Annotated in this window: 10 protein-coding genes and 1 pseudogene; 2 read left to right on the top strand and 9 right to left on the bottom strand. The window is 67.0% G+C overall.

What is annotated here, in order from left to right; translation table 11 throughout:
* Positions 1-87: 87 nt before the first annotated feature.
* The 4 genes from ACVGV2_RS01300 to ACVGV2_RS01285 all read right to left on the bottom strand — a co-directional run bounded on the left by ACVGV2_RS01300 (position 88) and on the right by ACVGV2_RS01285 (position 5247).
* Entirely contained in the window at positions 88-1542 is a 1455-nt protein-coding gene (locus tag ACVGV2_RS01300) for a catalase (protein ID WP_459165824.1), read from the bottom strand.
* The gene (locus ACVGV2_RS01295) at positions 1536-2030 is read right to left on the bottom strand and encodes a Fur family transcriptional regulator (protein ID WP_459164216.1); all 495 of its coding nucleotides are present in this window, start codon (positions 2028-2030) and stop codon (positions 1536-1538) included. Before ACVGV2_RS01295 ends, ACVGV2_RS01300 begins: the two co-directional genes overlap by 7 nt.
* Positions 2031-2127: 97 nt before the next feature.
* Positions 2128-3684, bottom strand: a complete 1557-nt coding sequence (locus ACVGV2_RS01290; RefSeq protein WP_459164215.1) for an L-lactate permease — start codon at positions 3682-3684, stop codon at positions 2128-2130.
* A 132-nt stretch (positions 3685-3816) separates the two neighbouring features.
* On the bottom strand, positions 3817-5247 hold the full coding sequence (locus ACVGV2_RS01285; protein ID WP_459164214.1) for a GntP family permease: 1431 nt from the start codon (positions 5245-5247) through the stop codon (positions 3817-3819).
* Positions 5248-6176: 929 nt separating this feature from the next.
* On the opposite strand from ACVGV2_RS01285, the pseudogene ACVGV2_RS01280 reads away from it, so the two are divergent.
* Positions 6177-7001, top strand: a pseudogene (locus ACVGV2_RS01280) (transposase family protein).
* Positions 7002-7016: 15 nt separating this feature from the next.
* On the opposite strand, the gene ACVGV2_RS01275 reads toward ACVGV2_RS01280, so the two are convergent.
* Both ACVGV2_RS01275 and ACVGV2_RS01270 read right to left on the bottom strand, forming a co-directional pair.
* Positions 7017-8255 carry an IS701 family transposase gene (locus ACVGV2_RS01275; protein ID WP_459165823.1) on the bottom strand — a complete coding sequence of 413 codons (1239 nt, stop codon included), beginning with the start codon at positions 8253-8255 and terminating at the stop codon, positions 7017-7019.
* 1316 nt (positions 8256-9571) lie between these two features.
* Positions 9572-10306 carry an RHS repeat-associated core domain-containing protein gene (locus ACVGV2_RS01270; protein WP_459164213.1) on the bottom strand — a complete coding sequence of 245 codons (735 nt, stop codon included), beginning with the start codon at positions 10304-10306 and terminating at the stop codon, positions 9572-9574.
* Positions 10307-10372: 66 nt separating this feature from the next.
* Between ACVGV2_RS01270 and ACVGV2_RS01265 the strand changes: the two genes are divergently transcribed.
* Positions 10373-10579, top strand: a complete 207-nt coding sequence (locus tag ACVGV2_RS01265) for a hypothetical protein (protein ID WP_459164212.1) — start codon at positions 10373-10375, stop codon at positions 10577-10579.
* A 249-nt stretch (positions 10580-10828) separates the two neighbouring features.
* On the opposite strand, the gene ACVGV2_RS01260 is transcribed toward ACVGV2_RS01265, so the two are convergent.
* The 3 genes from ACVGV2_RS01260 to ACVGV2_RS01250 form a co-directional block, all read right to left on the bottom strand.
* Positions 10829-13777, bottom strand: a complete 2949-nt coding sequence (locus ACVGV2_RS01260; RefSeq protein WP_459164211.1) for an RHS repeat-associated core domain-containing protein — start codon at positions 13775-13777, stop codon at positions 10829-10831.
* 90 nt (positions 13778-13867) lie between these two features.
* Positions 13868-14464, bottom strand: a complete 597-nt coding sequence (locus tag ACVGV2_RS01255; RefSeq protein ID WP_459164210.1) for a hypothetical protein — start codon at positions 14462-14464, stop codon at positions 13868-13870.
* A complete protein-coding gene (locus tag ACVGV2_RS01250; RefSeq protein WP_459164209.1) occupies positions 14464-15093 on the bottom strand; it encodes a hypothetical protein in 630 nt (209 codons plus the stop codon). The genes ACVGV2_RS01255 and ACVGV2_RS01250 overlap by 1 nt, the downstream gene beginning before the upstream one ends.
* Between the last annotated feature and the right edge of the window lie 350 nt (positions 15094-15443).

Raw genomic sequence — 15443 nt, 5'->3', positions numbered from 1 at the left:
CGCGCACCGGCCGGCGGTGCGCGACCGCCGGACGGTGCAGCCCTGGCGCAGCCCCGGCGCGGCGCCGGGGTTGCGCCGTGCGAGAGGTCAGCTCTCGTTGCCCTTGACCTTCTCGGCGATCTTGTCGCCGGTGTCCTTGTCGACGTTGCGCCAGTAGTCGAGCGCGCGGTCCAGCACCGGCTGCTCGACGCCGTCGAGCAGGTGGCCGGAGACGTTGTCGACGAAGCGCGCGCGCTCGGCGTCGTCGAACACCTCGCGCACCAGCGTGCCGGGCTGGGCGAAGTCGTCGTCCTCCGCGTGCTTGGCGTAGGCGGAGCGGATGACCTCCTGCTCGATGCCGGTCGCCGAGTCGTCGGCGCCCGCGCTCGCGTCGGCGTGCGGACCGCCGTAGGAGTTCGGCGCGTACACCGGGTCCTGCCCGTAGCTGTAGCGCATCGAGCCGTCCTTGGCGTAGCTGTTCACCTCGGACACCGGGCGGTTCACCGGCAGGTCGAGGTAGTTGGTGCCGATGCGGTAGCGGTGGGCGTCCGGGTAGGCGAACAGCCGACCCTGCAGCATCTTGTCCGGCGAGGCACCGATGCCCGGGGGCATGCTCGTCGGCTCGAAGGCGGCCTGCTCGATCTGGGCGAAGTAGTTCTCCGGGTTGCGGTTCAGCACGAACCGGCCGACCTTGATCAGCGGGTAGTCGCTGTGCGGCCACACCTTGGTCAGGTCGAACGGGTTGAACCGGTAGTCCGCCGCCTCCTCGAAGGGCATGATCTGGACGTAGACGGTCCAGCTCGGGTCCTCGCCCTTCTTGATGGCGTTCCACAGGTCGCGGATGTGGAAGTTGGAGTCCGCACCGGCCATCCGGTCGCCTTCGTCCTGCGGGAAGAAGTCGTGGCCCTGGTCGGTCTTGAAGTGGTACTTGACCCAGAACTTCTCGCCGGCGTGGTTGATCCAGCTGAAGGTGTGCGAACCGTAGAGGTTCATGTGCCGCCAGGTCTTCGGCAGACCGCGGTCACCCATCAGCCAGGTGACCTGGTGCGCGGACTCGGGGCACTGGGTCCAGAAGTCCCACTGCATGTTGTTGTCGCGCAGGTGGTTGTCGGCGCGGCGCTTCTGCGAGCGGATGAAGTCGGGGAACTTGATCGCGTCGCGGATGAAGAACACCGGCGTGTTGTTGCCGACGAGGTCGTAGTTGCCCTCGCTGGTGTAGAACTTCATGGCCGTGCCGCGCGGGTCGCGCCAGGTGTCGGGGGAGCCCAGCTCGCCGGCGACCGTGGAGAAGCGGATCAGCGCGTCGGTGCGGGTTCCGGGCTGGAACAGCGCGGCCTTGGTGTACTGGCTGACGTCCTCGGTGACCTCGAGGAAGCCGAACGCACCGCCGCCCTTGGCGTGCACCACGCGCTCGGGAACGCGCTCGCGGTTGAACTGCGCGTTCTTCTCGATCAGGTACTGGTCCTGCAGCAGGATCGGACCGTTCGGGCCGGCGGTCAGGGAGTGGTCGTCACTGGCGACCGGGATGCCGGCGTTGTTCGTCGTGGGTCGGGAACTCACGATCGTCCCTCCTCGTGGTGGTTTGCGTCCTCGGGCTGCGCAACCGAGGACCGACAGTCTGGGCAATGGCCCCAGAACACGATTTCCGCTTCGTCGACCGCGAAGCCTTCCACACTGGCGGGTGCCAAGCAGGGGGCGGCTCCGTGCACGCAGTCCACATCAGCCGTCTTGCCGCAAGCTCGGCACACCAGGTGGTGGTGGTTGTCCGCAGTTCGCGTTTCGAACCGGGCCGGGTGACCGGCCGGCTCGATGCGGCGGAGCAGGCCCACGCGCGTGCACGCGTTCAGCACGTCGTAGACGGCCTGAGTGGACACGGACCCCAGCTGGCCGCGCACGGCGCCGGCCACCTGCTCGGCGGTCGAGTGCGGGTGCCCGGACAGCCACTCCAGCACGGCGAGCCGCGGTTTCGTCGCTCGCAAACCGGCGGTCCGCAACTGCTCGGTCTGGTCGAGCCCCTCGGTACCGCTGGCGGAGGTTGCGCTGAGGTTCATGATGTCCGCGAGTATGCCACAGACAGATTGGAACGAGTCAAGAAAGGTGTCGTGCGGCGCTCGGCCCGCCCAGGAGAAGCCGGTCGGAAGAAGCCGGTCAGGCGAAGACCGCGGTGAGCGCGGCGAGAGCGAGCAGCACGACCACGTCCGCACCGAGCACGGGGCGCAGAGTACTGCGGATGTCGGGGCTGCGGGTGTCGGCGGAACCCTCGTCGGATTGCTCCGCTGCTGCGGCCGGATCGTCCGAATCCCCGCAGGAGGTGGCAGCGGCCCCGGTGACCGCTGGCCGCTCGGACGTCCCCTCCGGGCTCCCCGCCGCAGCTGCCAGGTGGTTCCCGGCCGCGGCCAGGCTGACGGCGAGGGCGACGCGCGGTGGTGAGGCCATGGTGAGCAGCGACGCCGACACGTTCTGCGCGCCCAGCACGTGCAGGCCGGAAACCCCCAGTGCGTGCGCGGCCTGGGCCTGGCTCGCGGCGAACATCGCATTGGCCCCGGTGTTCGAACCGGCGATGAAGCCGCCCAACCCGCCGACGAAGGGCACCAGGGCGAGGTAGCTCGGACCCAGCCGGCTCGCGGCCTCCGCCAGGGCGGCGCTCATGCCGGTGGCGGTGAGCACGCCGCCGAGCACGAGGAACAGCCCCGTCGCGCTCGCGATCGGAAGCCAGCGCCGCAGCCCGGTCACCACCGCCCGGCGCAGGGCCGCGCCGCGCAGATCGACGAGCGGCGGCGTGCAGAGGCAGGTCAGCACCAGCCACGTGGCGGGGCTCGCGAGCAGCTGCCAAGGCCCCTCACCGGCGAGGCCGCGCACCAGCAGGCTGCTCGTCAACAAGCCCGCCACCAACAGCGCGTACGGGCGCAGCGCCCTGCGCGTGCGGGCGTTCACGCGCAACGCCACCCGGTCGCGCAAGCGCGAGAGCAGCAGCGCGGCGCCGATCGTGACGATCCCGCCGAGCACCCCCGCCAGCGCCGTGCCCAGCACCAGGTTGGCCGCCCACACCGAAATCCACAGGCAACCGGCCACGACGAGCAGGTCCGGCGAGCGCGTCAGCACGCCGCGCCGGCCGCGGGCCACCACGAGCGCCGCCGCACCCACCAGGCCGAACACCACCCCGGACAGCGCGGCGCTGCGCACCCCCAGCGCGTCGAACCCCACCCCGCCGAGCTCGGCGGCGATCAGCGTGCCCGGCCCCAGCGCTCCCCACGGCACGATCACCAGACCGAGCACTCCGAGCACGGCCGACTTCCGCGGCGACATCCCGATGTGCCGCAGCAGCGGCACGGCGACCACCACTCCGATGCCGAACCCGGTGACGGACTCCGCGAACGGCGTGATGCCGAGGACGACCAGCAGCACCGCCCGCCCCGGATCGGCGCAGCACTGCCGCACCCACGCGGCGAGCTGCTGCTGCGCACCCGAACCGGCGAGCATGTCGCTGAGCACCACGCCGCCGAGCAGGATCACCAGCACCTCGAGGGTGGTCGGCCCCAACGACCCCGCGGTCGAGGAGACCTCCGCAGCCGGCACGGGAAAGGCGAGCACAGCGATCACGACCGCGGTCAGCAGCGCGACCAGGGCTGCGCGCACCGTTCCGAGACCGACCGCGAGCAGCACGCACGCCACCACCAGCGGTGTTGCCGCGAGAACTGCCTGCACTCGGTACCGCTCCTGCCTCCGCCGCTCGCTCTGGCGCCGTCGTAGCTGCGCTCAACGCCGTGCCGCCGGGCGCCCCGCCGCCACGGCGCCGCACCCGCCGCGGATCTGGAAAGCACCCCGCGAGCAGCACCTTCAGAACACCAACCACAGTCCGCAGGCGATGCCGAACCCGATCGTGCCGATCAGCGTCTGCATCACGGTATACGTGCGCAGCGCGGTCGGGACATCCATGCCGAGCAGGCGGCTGGTCATCCAGAACCCCGAGTCGTTGACGTGCGACAGCGTCGTCGCACCGGCCGCGATGGCGATCACGACCAGGCACAGCTGCAGCTCCGACAGCCCGGGCGTCGCCTGCACGACGGGAGCGATGAACCCGCCCGCGGTGGTCAGCGCCACCGTCGCCGAGCCCTGCGCCACGCGCATCACCATCGCGATGAGGAACGCGGCCAGCAGCAGCGGAACGCCCAGGCTCTGCAGCATGCCCGCCAGCGCCTGGCCGACACCGCCCTCGTTGAGCACGGCGCCGAACATGCCGCCCGCACCGGTGACGAGGATGACCACGGCGATCGGGCCGAGGCAGTCCGACAGGTGCCGCTCGATCTCGCCCAGCCGCATCCCGCGGCGCACGCCGAGCACCACCACGGCCGCCAGCACGGCGATGACCAGCGCAATCGGGCTCTCACCGATCAGCTGCACCGCCTGCACCGCGGTGCTGTCCGTGTTCACCGCGCCGGCTTCGCCGAGCGTTTCCAGCCCGGTGTTGGACAGGATCAGCAGCAGCGGCAGCACCAGCATGGACAGCACGGCCAGCAGGCCCGGCGGATTCGCGGGTTCCTGCGCGGAGTCCTCCCGCGCGGCCAGCGACACCTCCGGCACGGGCAGCTGCACCCGGTCGCCGACGCGCCGGCCGAACACGTAACCGGCGAGCAGCCACGTGGGCACGGTGACCACGAGGCCCACCACCACGAGCAGGCCCATGTCCGCGCCGAGCATGCTGCCCGCGGCCACGGGGCCCGGGTGCGGTGGGACGAAGACGTGGATCGCGGCGAACGCCCCGGCCACCGGCAGTCCGTAGCGCAGCACCGAGCCGCCGAGCGCCTTGGCCACGGAGAAGACCACCGGCAGGAAGATGATCAGCGCGGCGTCGTAGAAGATCGGGAAACCGAACAGCAGCGCGGCCACGCCGAGCGCGAACGGGGCGCGCCGCTCGCCGAAGGCGCGCACCAGCGAGTGCGCCAGCACGCTCGCCCCGCCGGAGACCTCCAGCATCCGGCCGAGCATCGCGCCCAGGGCCACCAGCAGGGCCACTTCGGCGAGCGTGTCACCGATCCCCTCGTAGAGGGTGTCCATGACCTCGCCGACCGGCACGCCGAGCAGCAGCGCGCTCGCCAGGCTCACCAGCAGCAACGCCACGACCGGCTGCATCTTCACGCCGATGATCAGCGCCAGCAGCGCAGCGATCGCGCCCGCGGCGATGATCAGGGCGGGACCGGTGCCCACCACCGGGGTTTGGGTCTGCGCGAGCTGCTCTGCGAGGACGAGGTGCTCCGGAGACGGCGACAAGGGCGGATCCCCTCCCATCGGGTGCGCTCGGCGCACCACCGCTGACTCGACGCGTGCGGCAACGGCGGGCACCGAGGTGCGATCACCTGAACAACGTCCGAAATCCTGGCAAGGAGATCCACGTCACGCCTAGAAGTGCGGCCGGAACGACTCGAGCCGAAACCGAAAAGCAACGGGCCGGAGGTACGCGCACACGCCCGGACGGAGCAGTCCGCTGCTCCACGTGGAGCTGCACGGGTTGGCCGAGCAGAACAGCAACGCGGTGAGCTCGCCGAGAACGATCAGGGTGAGCGGCCCACCGCGGGCCGGGCGATCGCGATTCACGCACACGTCGAGCAGGGCGACTGCAGCGAGCTTCGAACTGCTGAGGCGGGGCCGCTCGCTCGGCCGCGAGCTGCACCGCCAGAGCGTGCGCGACCGCCGCGACCGCAACCAGGCTCTCCTGCGTCAGGCCGGGGCACCGAGCACGACGCCCGCGCGGCCCGTGCCGACAGCGGCACGAGCCTGCCGGAGGGCGTGCGCGCGGCGTGCGGCGAGGTGGCCGAGCTTCGGGCATTACGTGCGAGGCGATTTGCCGTCGACGGCGACGGCCGCCGGCTTGTCATCCCGCCGCATCCAACCGGATCAGGCCTGGTCGAGTTCGTCGTGATCGACCGTGGCCAGCACCCGCGCGAAGGTCCAGCACGATGGGGTCCCGACCAGGAACACATGCCGAGTTCGGCCAGGATGCCTGCTGGCAGGTCTGCCGCGTGTTCGGCGATCTCGACGAAGGTCTTCGCGCCGACCGCGGCGGCCAGCAGGAACGGAAGTCGATAGCGAGGTGATCTCAATAGTGGGTGGTGCTGGCGCAGTCCTGGGGAGAAGGTAGGACGCAGAGCCCTGGTAGGACTGGTCTTGCTACAGATCGAAGTCCGTACCGGAGGCTCTGCGTGATTACTCATCGTGCCACATTGGATGTCTCTGCTGAACTGGCCCAGTACGTGGCCTGGCTGCTGTTCGCCGAGCGGTGCCGTCGCGGCACGCGGTCGGGCGCTCGGGCGTTGACGTGCTTTTGGCAGGCTGTGCTGGGGTTGCGCTGGTTCCGTGACCGTTTGACCCCGATCCGACTGGGCCGCGATCACGGAGTCTCGCGAGCCACGAGCTACCGATATCTCGACGAGGTCATCACGGTGTTGGCCGCCCAGGCCCCGGACATCCATCAAGCTCTGCAGCGTGCCCAGGAACAGGGGCTGGAGTATGTGATCGTGGACGGCAGCGTGCTCTCCACCGACCGCTATGGCGAGAAAACCACCAGCGCACGCGGCTACACGATCGATTTGTGGTACTCGGGTAAGGCCGCTCAGCACGGGGAAACATTCAAGCCTTGTCGGTCCCGAGCGGAACTCCGCTGTGGACCTTGAGAGGTCGAACCCGGCTCGACCCACGACATGACCTGCGCCCGCGAGCATGCTCTGGGTGCCCTCTACTCCGCCGCTGCCCAGGGGCTGCCCACGTTGGCCGACAGTGGCTACGAAGGAGCCGGAATCGGAGTACACACCCCGATCAAACAGCCCGCCGGGAACCAGCGACTGGATCCGGACAACCGGACCTACAACGCCCTGCTACGCAGTCTGCGCAGCCTGGGTGAACGTGGATTTGCCCTGCTCACCCAACGTTGGCAAACCCTGCAGCATCTGACCGCCAGTCCCCGCCGCATCGGCGACATCGTCGCAGCCGCCCTCACCCTGACCCACTACGAACACGGCATCATCTAATACTGCAGCCGTAGTTCATGGTTCGCGGTTGCGTTGTCGCTGGTAGTGGGCTCTTCGGGCGCGGTGTTGGTGGCGCCGTCGCCAGGTGGACCAGGTCAGGATGTGGGCGGCCTGTTCGGGTGAGGCGCCCGTCATGGCGTGCAGCAGGTGGGTGATCTCGGGCAGGGTCAGCGGGATCTGTTCGGCTGGCGCGGGTCGTGCGCGGGCGGCGGCGGTGGTGATGGCCAGGAAGGTGTGGGCCAGCATCACCAGCGTTGTCCAGCGATACCAGGAGTGCCACCGGCGTACTTGGTGCTGGTCGAGCCCGGTGTGTCCTTTGGCGGTTTGGAAGGACTCTTCGACGGTCCACCGTCGTCCGGCCACGTGGGCCAGTGTGGACAGCGGCACCGGGGAAGGGCTGTGACAACGGTAGTAGGCCAGCTCCCTGGTGCGGCGGTTGCGTCGGGCCAGCAGCCACCGCCTCCCGACTGTGTCGGGCTCGTCCAGCTCGACCAGGGCCCAGTCATAGTAGCGCTGCCCGTGCGCCCCGGCTCCGGCCGAGACACGTTGCCAGGCCCGTCTCGGCAGGCTCGCGACCACGGTGTCGGCCCGAGTAGTCCCCGCACTGGTGCGTACCCGGTGATCGCACGATACGGCCAGCACATAGCCCAGCTGCTGGGTTTCCAGCTGCCTGCGCAGGGTCGTGTTACCCCCATAGACCTCGTCGGCGGCCACCCACCGGACCGGAACCTCAGCCTGCACCGCTCGGGTGATCATCTGGGCGGCCAGCTGCGGTTTCGTCGCGAACTCCACGTCCTCGGGCACCCCGGCCGCCTGACGCCGGTCCAGGTCGTCGGCCCAGCAGCGGGGCAGATACAACTCCCGATCGATCAACGTGTGCCCAGCCTCGGTGGCGTAGGTGGCAAACACCGCGACCTGGGCATTCTCGATCCTGCCAGCGGTGCCGGTGTATTGGCGCTGCACCCCGACGGTGTGCCGGCCTTTCTTCAGGTCGCCGGTCTCGTCCAGCACCAGCACCGCCTGCCGATCGCCGAGATGCTGCACAGCGAGGTCACGCACGTCATCGCGGACTACGTCGGCGTCCCAGACGGCTTTGCGCAGCAGGTGCTGCATCCCATCCGGCGAGGCGTCCCCGGCGTGCTCGGCCAACGACCAGCAGTTCTTGGTGGGCAAGTCCGCCATCAGGCCCTGCACCAGCGCCCGCGCGCGCTTGCGGGTCTCGATACGGGCGAACCGGTCGGCCACTCGCTGCATCAACATGTCCAGTTCCGCCTGCCACCCGGCAGGGTCTATGCTGTGGCTTGCGGCCACCACACGATCTTGATGAGTCGACACACCTGATCATGATCACGTGGTGGCCGTCCTCGTCTGCACCGGCCCTCACCAGCCACGATCACCAAAGTCCGGCTGCAGTACTAACTCGTTGAGATCACTTCAGCGGACTCCCCGCGCGTCGCGCGGATCGATCACCACCTGCAACGCTCGCCATAAACCGTCCACACGGGCCCGCAAGAACTCCAGGGTGAGGGTGGGGTGGTCAAGCACAACCGGAATCGGAGAAGATGAGGACACGAGGGCGCAGCTCCACGGGTAGAATCTCAGGCTGAGACAACCCGATGATCTCCCACCGGAACCGCGCCCTCGCCCGCGTCCTACCTGGTCAAAAACCTGCCACAGCCCTCACATCGACCTTGCACACGCCCTGGCTCTGGACTCGGGCGATGGTGGCCGAGGTGATCGCCTCCTGGCTCTCACAACCACGGGCGCCACAGAAGGACTGCCACCTCAGGTTCCTTGCACCAACGTGCAGGTCTCGACTCAGCGCAGATGCGCCAGCATCAGCACTCATTCCCTCCGCTGCCCCTCCTTCTGATTTTACGTCGCGGAGTCGCCGTGAAAATTAGTGCAATCACAATTAAAGTAACGCCAGCCGCTAACCCAAAGGGCCACCCTAGCCACCACCTCAAGCTATTCATTGCTAGGGTTGCAAGGAATATAAACACCAGGAAATAAATGAACTTCTTCGCGAATGACTTCATGTGCAAATCCAGCGTCATTTTCGGTATACATATCAAACGAATTATATACCAAAAGGTCGGACATCACCATAGCGCTTCATTGGTCCTGGTTGACTTGGACGCAATGAGCTGACGTATACGCCAAAGAGCAGCGCGCCTAAACGTGGCCGGCGCTTCAATGAAGTGATCTCAATTTCGGTCATCGCGCGCTACGCTTGATCTCGAAATATGCCCAAATAAACGCCACCACTAAGGCAATTACTCCCAACACTAAAGAACTTTTCCACAAAGGCAGTCCGGCATGATCCGTCAAATACTCCCCCGCAAACAAGGCAGCCACGAGAGATACTGCAAAGATCCAGTTTGAGACCTTCCGCAAGGGGATCGATAATTCGGTTATGCACGCCTTTAGAAAAAGAAGTATCCAGCCAAATAATCTTTTCATGGCCCACCCATTTTCTGTCGCAACTGGCATTATAATATCTGTGCGACATCCGTGATCGCAAACGTGTCCTGCCAGAGGAAAACTGGCAGGACACGCAACCAAAGCGACTACTGACCGGCCATCACCCGGGAGTACGCCCATCGGGCAGCCCCCAAAATAGCATTTTTGCTAAAACGAAGAACCACACTAATTGGCCCTCCCCAGAGGCACCCATTGGCGAGTATTTCGTTGATTTCGCCTGATCTGATCTGTGGGCGCCCCTGTACCTGCCGCGTGATGGACTCTTTAAACAGATCAGCCAGGGCCCCTACGATGCACCCGTATATAGCTGCTCCGAAGAGTGCAAGAGCAGCCGCGATCAACGGGGGAGCCAACCCGATCGAATCACTTTGGTTGATGGGGTCGCCGGAGGCGTAGGTGTAGGGGTTGAGTTCTTGTCCTGAGGGGTCGGGTTGGGTGAAGCGGGCGTGCTGCGGGTGGTAGTAGCGGTGGCCGAGGTGATAGCGCCCGTGGGGGTCCTGGAGCATGCCGAGCCAGTGCAGGGGGTTGTCGACGGCGGCTTGGCCGGTGGGGGTGGGCTCGCCGTAGGGGGTGTAAGTGTAGGTGCCGGCGACCTGGCCCTCGGGGGTGAGCAGCGCGTGCACGGTCCCTTGCGGGTCGGTGTGGAGGATGTGGCGGGCTCCACCAAGGGTGTCGACGGTGATGGGCCGACCCTCGGGATCGCGGACGATGGTGGTGCGCACTCCATCGCGGGTGTAGGCACCCAGGCCCAGGGCGGTGTGGGTGTAGGTGTCGTGGATCGTGCCGTCGGCGGTGCCGTAGAGCCCTTCCAACAGCTGCACGGCGTCGCTGGTGGCATAGGCCAGTTCGGCCAGCCGCCCCTCGGGGCCAGTGGTGCCGGTGAGCTGATGCGTCGAGCTGTACTCGGAGATAACCTGCTGCTCATCGGCAGTGAGCTGCCCCGCCCGATCCCAGCCGAGGCGGATGCCATCGATGTGGGTGTACTCATCGGCGGCGTTGATGGTGAAGGTGTGCTCGCTGGTGCTGATCAGGTTCGTGGCCGCATCGAAGGTGCAAGCATACGGGCCGGCCTGGGTCAGTCGGTTTTAACGTGATCTAAGTCTTACGGGAATGCAACACGAGAACACAAAACAGACTTGTCAATATGCTCACCATTAGAAAAATCGAAGCATCTTCGCCTGAAGCGATACGATAGGTCGCAAATCCAAGAAAGAACAACGATACCAAGAATAGTAGATAAAAGGCAACATTTGCATACTTCCGATACATAAGCCCTCCCAAGTCAACGTGGACACCCCAGAAGAAGGGTGCCCACGATATCCACTATTAAGCTTGACTACACTTTAACAAAAGAAGTGATGCAATGTACTTGCACTGAGTCCCACTGCTGCGATGCCGGCGCTGATACTCAATGAGAGCATGCTAGCAGGGAGTGTCACGACACCAGCCGCGAACAATGCAGACGCACCAACGGTGAGAGCACCTGCGGCTCCAGCACCCCAAGCAATAATTTCGAGTTCGCGGCAGACTTCTTGCGGGAAGGTCTGAAGTCCCGTCGGATCACTTTGGTTGATGGGGTCGCCGGAGGCGTAGGTGTAGGGGTTGAGTTCTTGTCCTGAGGGGTCGGGTTGGGTGAAGCGGGCGTGCTGCGGGTGGTAGTAGCGGTGGCCGAGGTGATAGCGCCCGTGGGGGTCCTGGAGCATGCCGAGCCAGCGCAGGGGGTTGTCGACGGCGGCTTGGCCGGTGGGGGTGGGCTCGCCGTAGGGGGTGTAAGTGTAGGTGCCGGCGACCTGGCCCTCGGGGGTGAGCAGCGCGTGCACGGTCCCTTGCGGGTCGGTGTGGAGGATGTGGCGGGCTCCACCAAGGGTGTCGACGGTGATGGGCCGACCCTCGGGATCGCGGACGATGGTGGTGCGCACTCCATCGCGGGTGTAGGCACCCAGGGCGGTGTGGGTGTAGGTGTCGTGGATCGTGCCGTCGGCGGTGCCGTAGAGCCCTTCCAACAGCTGCACGGCGTCGCTGGTGGCATAGGCCAGTTCGGCCAGCCGCCCCTCGGGGCCAGTGGTGCCGGTGAGCTGATGCGTCGAGCTGTACTCGGAGATAACCTGCTGCTCATCGGCAGTGAGCTGCCCCGCCCGATCCCAGCCGAGGCGGATGCCATCGATGTGGGTGTACTCATCGGCGGCGTTGATGGTGAAGGTGTGCTCGTTCGTGCTGGTCAGGTTCGTGGCCGCGTCGAAGGTGTAGGCATAGGGCCCGGCTTGGGTGAGCCGGTTGAGCCCGTCGTAGCTGCACAGCGTGGGCTGGCCCGTGGGATGGGGGCTGAACCAGCCGGTGATCTCGCGGATGAGCGTCGAATCCGCGCCCATGTCGGTTTCATAGCGGTAGGTGCTGCGGTCGAGCAGGACGTTGGCGGCATCGCGGGCTTCGACGGCGGTGACCCGGCCGGCGGCGTCGTAGTCGGTGTGCTGATGGAACCCGCCGGGGTGGTGGGCGTCGGTGCGGCGGTTGGCGGTGTCGTAGTCGAAGGTGACCACCGCGCCGTCCGGCAGGGTCAGCGTCGTGCACCGATGCGCCGCGTCGTAGCCGTAGCGCACCGTGGCACACGGCTGTTGCAGCCAGGTGATGTTGCCGGCCGGGTCGTAGCCGTAGCCGACGGTCTCGAGCACGTCACCGGTGGTGCTGCGCTGTGACTGCACCTCGCCACGCGGGGTGTAGGTGTAGTCCACCCGCGCAGTCGGTGACTGGGTGGCGGTGAGGTTGCCGTTGCGGTCGTAACTGCGGGCCTCACGCACGTCCCGGATCCCGCCGGTCACATCGGCAATCTCGATGAGCCGGTCGAGCAGATCGTAGGAGTACGCGAGAACGGTGCCGTTGCCATCGGTGATCGTGGCTGTCCGGGAGAGCGTGTCGTAGGTGTAGCGCTCGGCCCCGCGCGGGTCCGGCGGGTGCACCGCGGTGAGCTGGCCCAGGGCGTCGTAGTCGAAGCTGATCACCGCGCCTTTGCCGTCGGTGCGGGTGGCCACCGTGCCGTCCGGGTTGTAGGTGTAGGCCACGACGGTGATGCCGAGGTTGGCGTTGTAGGCCGACAGCAGATTGCCCGCCGCGTCGTAGTCCAAGTCGACCTGCATGCCCTGCGGGTCGGTGACGCTGGTGGGCTGGTAGGGGTGGTTCGTGTCGGTGTAGTCGATGGCCGTGGCTGCGCCGGTGGGCAACTCGGTGCCGATGAGGTTGTTCGTCGTCGCGTCGTAGTCGTACGTGATCGAGGCCCCGGTGGGGTCGGTGGTGGTGTTGACGTCGTGGTTGGCCGTCCACGTCGTGCCGCGGGCGTGCCCGAGGGCGTCGGTGGCCGCGATCTGCCGGTGCAGCGTGTCGAAGGTGAACGTGGAGGTGTTGTCGTTGGGGTCTGTGACCTCGGTGGTGTCGGTGCCGTAGACGTAAGCCCAGGTGGCCACCGCGGCCCCGCCGGGCAGGGGTTCGTGCACCGCGGTGACCCGGTTGCTCGTGTCGTACTCGGCGACCCAGGTGTGCCCGTTCGGATCGATGAGCTCGGTCAGGTTGCCGTCGGCGTCGTAGGTGAGGAACGTGGTGTTGCCGCCGCGGTCGTCGAACCGCAGCAGCCGCCCGTCGGTGTCGTGCACATACGACCCGAAGACGTGGCCGGTGGGGTCTTCGACCGCCTGCAGCTGGGCCTGGCCGTCGTAGTGCAGCGTGGTCACCCGCCCGCGGGTGTCGGTGATCGTCTCCACCCGCCCGTCACCGCGGTGGGCCAGCGTGATGGTTTGCCCGTTGCGGCAGGCCTGGCTCGTCAGCAGTCCGGTGCTGTCGAAGCGCCAGACTTCGTCGTTGGCGTGGAAGACCAGGCGGAACGTGGTGTCGGGTTCGGTGTGCAGGGTGGCGTTGATGCCGGCCGGGCTGATCCACCCACCACCACCGTCCGGCAAGAACGAGGCATACCAGCCGGTGGGATCGACCAGGGTGCGCGCCCCGTCGGTATCGGCATACAGATGCGCATCAAGCAGGCTGGCCCAATGGGTGCCGAAACTCGGCTCGATCGCCCCCGGCGGTAACACCGCCGGCGCCTGGGCGTTGAACGTGTGGTTCAGATTCAGAGGAAGCTCGCATCGACCGTCGACGGTCAGGTCCCGCACGTGCACCACGAGGTTGCCCGTGGACAGGTGGATCAGGACTTCGATGCGATCCGAGATCGGATGCCGTTCCAGCGGATACCACGGGCGCACGCCGAGGAACTCACCACCACTGGCCTGCTGCGTGTGGATCGGAGCGGACATGAGACACACCTCCTGGGTGCGAAACAACGCATAACAAAGAAAAGTCGGAAAGCGTGAGTGAACGCTGGGTTTCAGCGTTCGGGCGTGGGGTTAGTCGAGGACGGCGATGGTGCCGGACAGTTCCAGCAGCCCGCCTTCGGGCCAGCCGCCGGGGATGGCCGGCACGCTCCAGGCGCGGTCACCGGCGTTGGGCCCGGCGATGGTGTAGCGGCCCAGCCGCACATCCCCGCGGGCCAGCGAGAACATCGGTTGCAGCCGCACCGCATCCGGGTGCAGCAGGGTCGAGCCCCACCAGTCGGCGTTGCCGCCGCTGGTCGTCCACAGGTGGTTGTGCAGGTAGTGGTTGCGCTCCGGCAGGGTGCGCAGCCCCGGCGGGAGTTCGGAAACGACCTGGCCCGGGCCGGCATCGAACGGCGGGCTGCCCCACCGGAACTCGCAGTGCAGGTGCAGTCGCTGGCCGATGCGCAGGAACCAGCCGCGGCGTTGCCCACCGGATCCAAGGTGGACCGGGATCTGCTCGACACCGGAGGCTCCGAGGCTGTACAGCGGCGGGGTGTAGGTCTGCCACTGGCCGAGGTCGGCTTGCCAGGCGGCGAAGTCGGCCCGCAGCCGCTCGTACTCGCGCCGCAGCGCCGTCAGCCGCTGGCTCGTGGGCTCGCCGTAGGAGCAGGTCGTGGACGGGCGCATCACACCCACCCCGCCCTCGGCGCCGCGTCGCCCTCGAGCTGCACCGTGCCCTGGATGACCAGGGTGCCGCCCTCCGGGAAACCGCTGGCGATGTAGGGCACGCTGTTGGCGTTGTCGCCGGCCGTGGGCCCGGCGATGGTGTAAAAACCCAACCGCGCATCAACCTTGTTGAACGGAAACATCGGCTGCAGCCACGTCGGCGCACCGGGGTGGAGCAACGCCGAACCGGCCCAATCCATGAACCCCTCGGTGCCACTGGTGGTCCACAGGTGCGCGTGCAGGTAATGATTCCCACCATCGCTCGGCGTACTCAGCCCCGGCGGCAACTCCGAGATCACCCGGCCCGGCCCGGCATCGAACGGCGGCTGGCCCCACCCGAACGCCACCCGCAGGTGCAACCGCTCACCCACCCGGATATACCAACCGTTCCGACTGCCGCCGGTACCCAGATTGACCGGAATGCGCTGGTCGCCGGACTGGCCCAGGCTGTACAGCGGCGGGGTGTAGCTCTCCCACTGGCCCAACTGCGCCCGCCACACCTGCCACTCGCGGCGCAGCTCGGCGATGTCCCGCTCGAGAGCACTCGCCCGCTGCGCACTGCGCTCCCCCGTCGAACACGTCGTCGCCATATCGCCTCCCCCTCCCAGGCCACGCACTCGCCCCACACAGGACACACCTCTGCCCAAGGCAATGAGAACGCGGAAAACACACAGTAATGACCGAGGTTGATCAGCGCGGCGAGCCGAAACCCGACCGAAGAACGCCGCCGCCTCCAACACCAGCACATCGCGGCAGCACCGAACGGAAAGCACCAACTGCGCGGCTGATCGAACCCACCACTGACAGTAGCCCATCCCGCGCGAACGTCAACGCCCTCCGGACACCACCAGCCAGTCCCGATGATCAGTCCACAAGCGACAAAACAGCGCACTGGCCAGCAGAAACCCGCCGCAACACCACCCCCAGGCAGGGCGCACAT

This window comes from Bounagaea algeriensis (assembly GCF_054491375.1).
This window is presented reverse-complemented; position numbering and strand designations above follow the sequence as displayed.